We start from the raw sequence: 8,509 nt of genomic DNA, 5'->3' as shown, positions 1-8,509 counted from the left end.
GAAGTGTCTTCGTCGGCAATTACGACAACATAGGACCCCCCCCCCCCCCTCCCCCCGACCCACCTGGGGTGCGCAGAGGGGGGCGCCCCACCGCCGGCGGCCGGGCCGGCGGTGCGGGGAGACCCAGGGAGACGGGCTCTCCGGTCCTCATCACGTCACCCGCGGTTTCCCTGCACGGTCTCGCGGACCGCGCGCAGCGACTCCTTGAGCGACCCCATGGTCGCGAGGACGGCGGTGGGCTCGTAGCCGCAGTGCGCCATGCAGTTGGCGCACCGGTCGTCCTTGCCCCGGCCGTACTTGTCCCAGTCGGTCTCCTCGACGAGCTGCCGGTACGTCGGTACGTACCCGTCGCTCATCAGGTAGCAGGGCCGCTGCCAGCCGAAGAGCGAGTAGTTGGGGATCGCCCAGGCCGTGCACGGGAAGTCCGCCTTGCCCTCCAGGAAGTCCAGGAAGAGCGGGGAGTGGTTGAGCCGCCAGCGGCGCCGGTTGCCCCCGGAGAACGCCTTCTTGAAGAGCTCGCGGGTCTGCTCGACTCCCAGGAAGTGCTCCTGGTCGGGCGCCTTCTCGTAGGCGTACGCGGGCGAGATCATCATCTCGTCGACCTGGAGGTCGTCGTTGAGGAAGTTGAGCACCTCGATGATCGTCTGCGGGGTGTCGGTGTTGAAGAAGGTGGAGTTGGTGGTGACCCGGAAGCCCTGGCGCTTGGCCTCCTTGATCGCCGCCACCGCCTCGTCGAACACGCCCTCCTTCGCCACCGACTCGTCGTGCCGCTCGCGCAGCCCGTCGATGTGCACGGCGAACGCGAAGTACGGGGACGGGGTGAACTTCTCCAGCTTCTTGCGCAGCAGCAGGGCATTGGTGCAGAGGAAGACGTACTTCCTCTTCGCTACCAACTGGCGCACGATCTCATCGATCTGAGGGTGCATCAGGGGCTCGCCGCCCGCGATGGAGACCATGGGGGCACCGGACTCCAGGACGGCGCCGACGGCCTGGGCCACCGGCATGCGCTGCTTCAGGATCCCGGCCGGATGCTGGATCTTCCCACAGCCCTCGCACTTCAGATTGCACGCGAAGAGCGGCTCCAGCTCGACGATCAGCGGGAACTTCTCACGCTTGCGGAGCTTCTGTTCAAAAAGATAGGTCCCGACCCTGATGGACTGGCGAAGCGGCATGGCCATCTGGCTCACCTCCTGGGGAGCGGCAAAGAACGGTGCCATTCAAAGAAAGCGGGAAGGACGACACGAAGAACGCGGAAGGCCGATATTCCACCGCGTACCGTGCCGATCCGGACGAGTTCATGTTCTGGAGCGTCCACGACCACCCGTACGGCCGCAACCGGACGCTCTCCGGCCCCGACGGCGCTCCACAGCGTCGCCGCGGACTCCATGTCCACGGCGATCGCCCCGGTCGCGCGCAGCTCGGCCCGTTCGTGACCACGCACCACGTGGTCGGAGCCGGTGAGCGGACCGGTGTGCACGGTGCGACCGGGCAGCGCCACGCTCAGCGCCTTGGCCAGCACCTCCGTACCCACGCAGGCAGTGGTGCCGCGTGGGTCGCGGGTCTCCGAGGCGACGACCAGGTCCCCGGGGTGCATCCCGGGGACCAGACCGGCGCAGAACCCGGAGGCGATCACGGCCGCCTCCCGGTTCACCGACGTACCCAGGCCCCGCAGCACGGCCCGCTCGGCGGCCCTGGGTCCCATGCCGCTGCGCAGCACGGTCACCACCTGGCCGGGCGTCCGGCCCCGGCCGCCGCTGCGCAGCGCCAGCTCCTCGATGGTGAGCGCGCAGGCGACCAGCAGCGGTACGGGTTCCGGCAGGGCGGGGCTTACGTCCATCACTTCCCCTTGTGGCCGTTGGGGGAGAACGGTTCTCCATGGACGTAACGGCCGAGCGCGGTGAGCGGGAACACCTGGCGGTAGAGGTGGTAGTTGATCGAGAAGTCCCAGGGGAACCCGGTGCCGGTGAAGAACGGCTCGTCCCAGGAGCCGTCCGCCAGCTGGGTCGCGGCGAGCCAGGCGACGCCCCGCTCGACCGCCTTGCCCTCCCGCTCCCCCGCCGCCAGCAGCGCGAGCAGCGCCCAGGCGGTCTGGGAGGCGGTGGATGCGCCGTGCCCGATCCACTTCTCCTCGCGGTAGGAGCGCAGGTCCTCGCCCCAGCCGCCGTCCTCGTTCTGCACCGACTCCAGCCAGGCGACGGCCCGGCGGATCGCCGGGTGCGAGGCGGGCATGCCCGCGGCCGTCAGCGCCGGCACCACCGAGCCGGTGCCGTAGACGTAGTTGACGCCCCAGCGCCCGAACCAGGCGCCGCTCGTCTCCTGTTCGGCGAGGAGCCACTCGATGCCCCGCCGGGCGCGCGGCTCATGGGCCCGGCCCTCGACCGCCAGCATCTCCACCACGTGCGCGGTGACGTCGGCCGACGGCGGGTCGATGACCTCCCCGAAGTCGCAGAACGGCAGCCGGTTGGGGAACGGGCTGGTGTTGTCGGCGTCGAAGGCGGCCCACGCCCCGTTCTTCGACTGCATGCCGAGCGTCCAGTGCGCGGCCCGGCGGATGGCCCCTTCGACCCGGTCGGGGTCGGGGTGGCGCACCCGGCGCAGCGCGAGGATCACCTCGGCGGTGTCGTCGATGTCCGGGTAGTTGTCGTTGTGGAACTCGAACGCCCAGCCCCCCGGCCGGAGTTCGGGCTTCTTCACCGCCCAGTCGCCAGGCCGGACGATCTCCTCGCCGAGCATCCAGTCGACGGCCTTGACCAGGGCCGGGTGGTCGGCGGGCAGCCCGGCGTCGGCGAGCGCGATGGTGGCGAGGCAGGTGTCCCACACCGGGGACTGGCAGGCCTCGATCATCCGGGCGCCGTCCTCGCGCCACACCGCGAACCGGTCGAGGGATTCGAGCCCGGCCCGCATCACCGGGTGCTGGAGGTCGTAGCCGAGCAGGTGCAGGGCGATCACCGAGTAGACGGCGGGCGGCTGGATCCCGCCCCAGCAGCCGTCGTTCTCCTGGCGCTCGACGATCCAGCGGGCGGCGGTGTCCATCGCGGCGCGGCGCAGCCTGCGCGGGGCGAGGCGGTGGTAGACGTGCAGCGCCTTGTCGAGCCGCTGGAAGGCGCCGTCCCAGCTCACGGCGGGGGCGAGCGGCTTGGCGGGGTTGGGGTCGCGCGCGTCGGTGTGCAGCTCGTCGAGCGCGAAGGGCGCGGGCCGCACCGGCCGCTTGGCGGAGACCACCGTGAGCGGCACGATCGTCTGCCGGGCCCAGCAGCCGAAGTCGTAGATGTTGAGCGGGAACCACTTGGGCAGGAAGATCAGCTCCGGCGGCAGCTCCGGCAGGTCGTCCCACTTCCACCAGCCGAACAGGGCCAGCCAGATCCGGGTGAAGACCCGGCAGGCAGCGATGCCGCCCTGGCTCCTGACCCACGCCGAGGCCCGCGTCATGTGCGGGTCGTCCGGCCGGTCCCCGGCGAGCCGCAGCGCCACGTACGCCTCGACGGTGGCGGAGAGCTCGGACGGGCCGCCGTAGAACGTGGCCCAGGTGCCGTCGTCGCGCTGCTCGCCCCGGATGAAGAGCGCGGCCGCCTGGACGGTCTTCTCGTCCTGGATCCCGAGGAACTGACGGAGCAGCAGGTCCTCGGCGTCCATGGTGACGTTGGTCTCCAGGTCGCCCTTCCACCAGCCGAGGGCGTCCTGCCTGCCGAGCAGGTGCTCGACCGCACGGTCCGCCGCCCGCCGGGCGGCGTCGAGCACCTCGTCGGCGCCGGGTGGTGGTGCGGTCGGTTCGCTGGCCGCGGCGGCCGGGGGTCGCGGGGCCCCGGCGCTTCCGTCGGTCGTCGCTGTCATGGCTTCCCCTTAATGCAAGTGCAGTGGTTCTTCTGCTGTGCTGGGGTCTCCGTCGGACGCGGCCCCCTGGCGGGCCCGCTCCGGCGACGTCGCGTCATATGCGAATGGTGATCATCTCTTCCGTACGACCACGAAGTCGGCCAGCGCGGTCAGCTGCGCCCGCACCCGCTCGGGCATGTCGACGGCGCCCAGCGCCTCGATCGCCACGGCATGCTGCCTGCGGGCCTCCTGCGAGGTCCACTCCCGGCCGCCCGCCTCCTCGATGAGCGCCGCCCGGGTGGCGAACTCCTCCTCGGAGAAGGTGTCGAAGTCGTTGCTCTTGGCGTCGGCGGCGAGCAGCTCGCCCAGGCGCTCCGAGGCCGGCCCGCCGGCCGCGAGCGCGGCCACCACCGGCAGGGACTTCTTGCGCTGGCGCAGGTCGCTCCAGGTCTGCTTGCCGGTGGCCTCCGGGTCGCCCCAGATGCCGAGCAGGTCGTCGACGGCCTGGAAGGCGAGGCCGAGGTGGTAGCCGTACGCCTCAAGGGTGTCGGCCGTCTTGTCGTCCGCGCCGCCGAGCACCGCGCCGATGGAGCAGGCGCAGGCCAGCAGCGCACCCGTCTTGTTGCCCTCCATCTCCAGGCACTCCTCGACGGTGACCCGCTCGCGGTGCTCGTAGGAGATGTCCTGGGCCTGGCCGTCGATCAGCTTGCGGCTCGCGGTGGTCAGCCGGCGCGTGGCGCGCCCCGCCTCGACCGTGCCGAGCTCCAGGAGGACCTCGTTGGCCAGCGCGAAGAGCGCGTCGCCGACGAGGATCGCCTGCGCCGGGCCGTGCACCTTCCACACCGTGTCCCGGTGGCGGCGCTGCTCGTCGCCGTCCATCAGGTCGTCGTGGAGCAGCGAGAAGTTGTGGACGAGCTCGACCGCGACCGCGCCGGGCACGCCGACCTCGGGCCGGGCCCCGGCCGCCTCGGCGGAGAGGAGCGCGAGCGCGGGCCGCACGGCCTTGCCGCCGTCGCCGTCCGCCGGGTTGCCCTGGGCGTCGATCCACCCGAAGTGGTAGGCCGCGACGGTGTCCATGGGAGCCGCGAGCCGGTCCACGGCCGTGCGCAGCACCGGAGTGGACAGCGTCCGCCCCCGCTCCAGAAGGGCGGCGACGTCCACGGTGTCGACAGCCGAGTTCGCCGAAGGCACAGTCGGCACGGTCTCTCCTCTTGTTCCAGTGGTGCTAACGGTCATGCCGCCTCCTGAAGCGGGTGGGCGTGGGAGCGGCCGAGTACGGCGAGAGCCGCGCCCGCGGCGCTGAATCCGCTGCGTACGGCGCTCTCCATCGTCGCGGGCCAGCCGGTGGCGGTCCACGCGCCCGCCAGGTACAGGCCGGGCGCATCGGTGTGCGCGCCCGGCCGCAGCCTGCCGACGCCGGGGGTGGGCGCGAACGTCGCCGTACGCTCCCGGGTCACGAAGAAGTCCCGTACGCCCGCGCCGCGAGCGGCGGGCAGCAGCCGTTCGAGCTCGGGCAGGTAGCGCGCCCGCAGCGCCGCCACCGGCTCGTCGATCTCGTCCTCGGCGGCCGACTGGGACACGGCCAGGTACTGGCAGCCCCGGCCGCCGGGAGTGCCCGCGAGCCCGGAGGACTCGGTGCGGTCGAAGACCCACTGCACGGGCGAGCCGAGGGCGGCGAAGAACGGCTGCCGCAGCACCTTGCGGTCGTAGACGACATGGAGGTTGAGGATCGGCGCGGTGCCGATGTCGAGCAGCTTGCCCGGGTCGTCGAGCGCGCCCTGGGGCAGCAGGTCGTGCGCCTCGCGCTGCGGGACGGCCAGCACGACCGCCTCGGCGTCCAGCGTCTCGCCGCTCGCCTCGACCCGCCAGGCGCCGCTCTCCGTACGGGAGACGGACTCGGCCTTGGTGCGGGTCTCGACGCGGACCCCGGCCGAGGCGAGCGCCTTGCGGGCCAGCGTGTCGTGCAGCTCGCCCAGCGGTACGTGCGCCCAGCCGATGTCGGCCGCGCCCGGCTCGGAGAGCAGGCCGGTCTTGAAGACCATCGCGGCGAGCCCCAGGGAGGCGTGCGCCGCGGTCGCGTTCAGGGTCGCCACGCCGACCAGGTCCCACAGGGCCTCGATGGTGCGGGCGGACTGGCCGTGGCGGCCGAGCCAGGTCGCGAAGTCCACCCCGTCGAGCGCCGGGTCGGCCGGGTCGAGGCGCTTGAGCGCGAGTGCGGCGCGCCCGACGGAGGCCCGCTCGGCGAGCGAGAGGTGCGGATAGGTGGCGAGGCTCCTGGCCAGGTGCAGCGGGACGGGCAGGGCCGAGCGGCGCAGCCGGCCGAGTCGGGGCCCGCCGGGGTGGGCGACGTCCAGGACGGGCACGTCGAGGCGGCTCTGGAGGGGCGCCAGATGCGTACCGCCGACGCGGTCCAGGAACCAGCTGTAGGCCGTGCAGCAGCGCAGGTAGACGTGCTGGCCGTTGTCGACGGTGAGTTCGCCGCGCTGGAAGGAGAAGGCGAGGCCGCCCAGGCGCGGGCGGCCCTCGATCAGGGTCACGCCGAGGCCTGCGTCGGCCAGTTCGAGCGCGGCGGTGATTCCGGCCAGGCCGCCGCCGACGACCACCGCGCGTTCGGGCTGCGGGGTTGTCATGCGCCCTCCCCTCCGACCGGGCCCGTGTCGTGCGCACGCCCGGCCGTCGCAGTCAGGGACGCCCTGGCCGGAGCGAGGGTTGCACACCCTCTGCGCGTAATGCTCCTCGGCCGCATGTCCAGGTGCCCATGGGCCATCAGGCGCGCCTCCTGGCGGTCTGCCGCGAGACGGTACGGGTGTCGAGCCCGGACAGTCCGCGTACCGCCACGAACGCCTTCTCCCGGCCGGGCAGCGAGACCCGGCCGCGCAGCACGGCCTCCGGGTCGCGCTCGATGCGGTCGAGCAGGCGGCGGTAGATTCCGGCCATCGCGGCGACACAGGCGCCGCTGCGCCGGTCGAGCATGGGCAGCAGCCGGTAGCCCTCGGCGAACAGGGCCCGGGCGCGGCGCACTTCGAAGTGGACCAGGCCCGCGAAGTCGGAGCCGGCGGGCGGCACCGGGGTGTGGAAGCCCGCGGCGCACCCGAACTTCGCCAGGTCGTCGGCGGGCAGATAGGTGCGCCCGTTGCCCGCGTCCTCGCGAACGTCCCTGAGGATGTTGGTGAGTTGCAGCGCGAGACCCAGCGTGTCGGCGTACTCGGCGGCGCGCTCGGCGCCCGGTGCGCCCGGTTGCGTACCGAACACGCCCAGGGAGAGCCGGCCGATGGCACCCGCGACACACCGGCAGTAGACCTTCAGGTCGTCCCAGGTCTCATAGGTCTCGCCGTGCACGTCCATCAGGACGCCGTCGATGAGCTCGTCGAGCCCGTCCAGCGGGATCGGGAAGCGGCGCGCCGCGTCCGCGAGCGCCACGGCCACCGGGTCGGTGTCGTCCTCCTCGACCGCGCCCTCGGCGATCCGGCCGAGCAGCGCACGGGTGTCCTCAAGGCGCTGCTTCTTGGCCTCGGGGGGCAGGGCGCCGTCGCCGATGTCGTCGACGCGCCGCGAGAACGCGTAGAGCGCGGACATCGCCTGGCGCTTGTCGGTCGGCAGCAGCCTGATGCCGTACGCGAAATTGCGCGCCTGCTGTCCGGTAACCGCCTCGCAGTAGCTGTACGCGGCCTGTACCGGCGCGGACACGTGTGCGTGTGGATCCACGGTCCGGCTCACCCCTCTCTACGCGCTCTACGCAACACGGCTCCCACTTCGCGCAGCAGACTGGACTTGGTGGGCTTGGGAGGTCCAGGGAGTACGTCGTGGCCGGCGGCCGCCACCGCGTCGATCGCGGCGCGCCCCCCGGCCACGAATCCGGCCAGCAGCAGCCTGAGTCTGCCGTGGACGCTACCCACCAGGGAGGTGCCTTCATTCAGCAGCCGTGCGGCGCGTTCCGCCTCGAACGCGACCAGGGCGCGCACCGACGCGCTCCCGCGCGGCGCGGCCAGATCGGCCTCCGTGACGTGGAACCGCTTCATGTCCTCGGCGGGCAGGTAGATGCGGTCCCGGCCGAGGTCCTCGGTGACGTCCTGGAGGTGCTCGACGATCTGGAGCGCCGTGCAGACGGCGTCCGAGCGGCGGACGCGCTCGGGGCTCTCGGTGCCGGTGATCGCCAGCACCAGGCGGCCCACGGGGTTGGCCGACAGCTCGCAGTACGCGACCAGGTCCTCATAGGTCTCGTACCGCTTGACCTGCTGGTCCTGCCGGTTCGCCGCGAGCAGGCCGAGGAACGGCCCGGGGGTGAGCGAGCGTCGGCGGACGGTGGGCTGCAGGGCCTTCAGCAGCGGGTGGTGCGGGGTGGAGTCGAAGACGCGGCGCAGATCAGCCTCGAAGGCGTCGAGCATCACGAGCCGGTCGTCCGCGTCGGCGGGGGCCACGCCCAGGTACCGGGCGTCGGCGCCGCCGGGCGCGAGGTCGCCGTCGCCGATGTCGTCGACCAGGCGCGCGTACCCGTACACGGCCATCAGGTCGTCGCGCCAGGCGCGCGGCAGAAAGAAGGGGGCCACCGGGAAGTTCTCCTCCGTGGCCTTGCCCAGCGTGGTGCGCGAGGGGGATTCGGTGCGCACGTCCCGGACACCTGTCACCGGGGGCCGCCCGGTACGGGAACGGCGGAGGTCTCTCGTAGCTGGAGATTTCCCGTACCCATTGCCGTCACATC

7 protein-coding genes are annotated in these 8,509 nt (G+C 72.3%); all 7 read right to left on the bottom strand.

Annotated elements, in window-relative coordinates; translation table 11 throughout:
• Window positions 1-155: 155 nt before the first annotated feature.
• Entirely contained in the window at window positions 156-1,178 is a 1,023-nt protein-coding gene (gene hpnH / locus ACZ499_RS08565) for an adenosyl-hopene transferase HpnH (protein WP_468407130.1), read from the bottom strand.
• 5 nt (window positions 1,179-1,183) lie between these two features.
• The gene (locus ACZ499_RS08560) at window positions 1,184-1,837 is read right to left on the bottom strand and encodes a phosphorylase family protein (protein WP_468673315.1); all 654 of its coding nucleotides are present in this window, start codon (window positions 1,835-1,837) and stop codon (window positions 1,184-1,186) included.
• Window positions 1,837-3,831 (bottom strand): squalene--hopene cyclase, encoded by a 1,995-nt coding sequence (shc, locus tag ACZ499_RS08555; protein ID WP_468673314.1) that lies wholly within the window; start codon window positions 3,829-3,831, stop codon window positions 1,837-1,839. The genes ACZ499_RS08560 and shc overlap by 1 nt, the downstream gene beginning before the upstream one ends.
• 111 nt (window positions 3,832-3,942) lie before the next feature.
• Window positions 3,943-5,046 carry a polyprenyl synthetase family protein gene (locus tag ACZ499_RS08550; protein WP_468673313.1) on the bottom strand — a complete coding sequence of 368 codons (1,104 nt, stop codon included), beginning with the start codon at window positions 5,044-5,046 and terminating at the stop codon, window positions 3,943-3,945.
• Complete coding sequence (gene hpnE / locus ACZ499_RS08545) at window positions 5,043-6,440, bottom strand: hydroxysqualene dehydroxylase HpnE (RefSeq protein ID WP_468673312.1); 1,398 nt, start codon at window positions 6,438-6,440, stop codon at window positions 5,043-5,045. Before hpnE ends, ACZ499_RS08550 begins: the two co-directional genes overlap by 4 nt.
• A 136-nt stretch (window positions 6,441-6,576) precedes the next feature.
• Complete coding sequence (hpnD, locus tag ACZ499_RS08540; protein WP_385533551.1) at window positions 6,577-7,527, bottom strand: presqualene diphosphate synthase HpnD; 951 nt, start codon at window positions 7,525-7,527, stop codon at window positions 6,577-6,579.
• Window positions 7,524-8,417: a squalene synthase HpnC gene (gene hpnC / locus ACZ499_RS08535; RefSeq protein ID WP_468673311.1), complete on the bottom strand. Its 894-nt coding sequence runs from the start codon at window positions 8,415-8,417 to the stop codon at window positions 7,524-7,526. The genes hpnD and hpnC overlap by 4 nt, the downstream gene beginning before the upstream one ends.
• Window positions 8,418-8,509: the final 92 nt, after the last annotated feature.

It is taken from the genome of Streptomyces sp. NPDC031265 (assembly GCF_055570295.1).
Note: the sequence above shows the minus strand (reverse complement) of the source record. Positions and strands in the feature narration are given on the sequence as shown.